At 52.3% G+C, this 1,146-nt stretch carries 2 protein-coding genes; both read right to left on the reverse strand.

All coding sequences use genetic code 11. The features are described from left to right. Positions 1–304: 304 nt before the first annotated feature. Positions 305–481 (reverse strand): hypothetical protein, encoded by a 177-nt coding sequence (locus V6D20_04795; GenBank protein ID HEY9815111.1) that lies wholly within the window; start codon positions 479–481, stop codon positions 305–307. A gap of 188 nt (positions 482–669) precedes the next feature. After that, on the reverse strand, positions 670–1,146 hold a 477-nt coding region (locus tag V6D20_04800; GenBank protein ID HEY9815112.1), incomplete at its 5' end, for a hypothetical protein.

Genomic DNA, 1,146 nt, shown 5'->3' on the forward strand with positions numbered 1-1,146 from the left:
CATCACAACAACATGTACGGACCTCAATGCCTATGGTAAGGTTTTTCGTTGTCTTCGCCCAGTCTGATTTCAAACAGGAATTTTGCTGTGAGAGCCAAAAAGGAGCGGCCGAACTTTAATAATATGCACAACAAAAGACACTGATATTGATTTAGCCTTGCTTGGCAACCTCACCAGTCGTCCACATCTTCCTCTCCGATGTTAGCAAGAAGGTCCAGCTCCTTCTGCAGCACTACTGTTTGCCTGTTGGCGTTGGGTGTAGTCTGGGTGCTAGCTCCGTTGGATGCAAGAAGCTCATCAAAGCCTAGACAGTCACAAAGGTTGTTGTGGATAAGTTAGTACCTGCTGTGATATCTTCCATGCCAAGGGAGGCGATTTCATCAAGCTCGCCTAGATCTAGGGCAGAGTCGCTGGACTGAGGCGGTGCTGGGTTTGGGCTTTCAGTGGGAGCGTCAATGCCAACATCTAGGTCCACTGTCATAACATCAAACTCTTTCAACACTGCGCTCATTCTAAAACCACCTCCCGTGGGCTCCTGCTAATATGTTAACCTGTACCTTGCTCACCGGCGTAGATGATGGAGCAGCAGACTTGCTAGACGGGCCAGAGTCCACCTCAAAGTCCAATATGCCCAAATCGTCTTGCTTGCTCCCTCCTTTAGCTTCGTTGTCAAAACCAGCCAGCAAATCTCCAAAATCTTCCTCCAGTTCTGGGTATGAAAATGGTGAAGCAAGGCTTACGAACTGTAAGGCGTGGATTGGCGGCCTTAGGAGTAGCTTTGGGCGCTTGTTTGGGTGCCTGACTGGGCGTTGTGGTATCGGTGGGCGGCGCCGCCTGGTTGGTAGCTGGAGTGGGCTCTGCCGGCGAGGGTTCATTGAGAATGTCGTCGAATCCGGCTGCAATGTCGTCAAGAGAGAAGAAGGAATCGCCCTTCTTAGCTGGAGCTCCCGCTGGCGGAGCAGCAGGGCTTGGCTGGGCTGTGGGACTTGTGGCCTGGGCTGGGGGCTCGGGTTCGTTCCCTATGTCTGCCATGAAGTCAAAGCTAGCCAAGGCATCTTGTAGAAAAGCATCCGAGTAGCTGCTGTCTGACTGAGCTTGCGGTGTGGCTTGGGACTTTTCAGGCTCCGTAGCTTTGGTAGTGGGCTG

This window comes from Candidatus Obscuribacterales bacterium (assembly GCA_036703605.1).
In the GTDB taxonomy this organism is placed as follows: Bacteria; Cyanobacteriota; Cyanobacteriia; order RECH01; family RECH01; genus RECH01.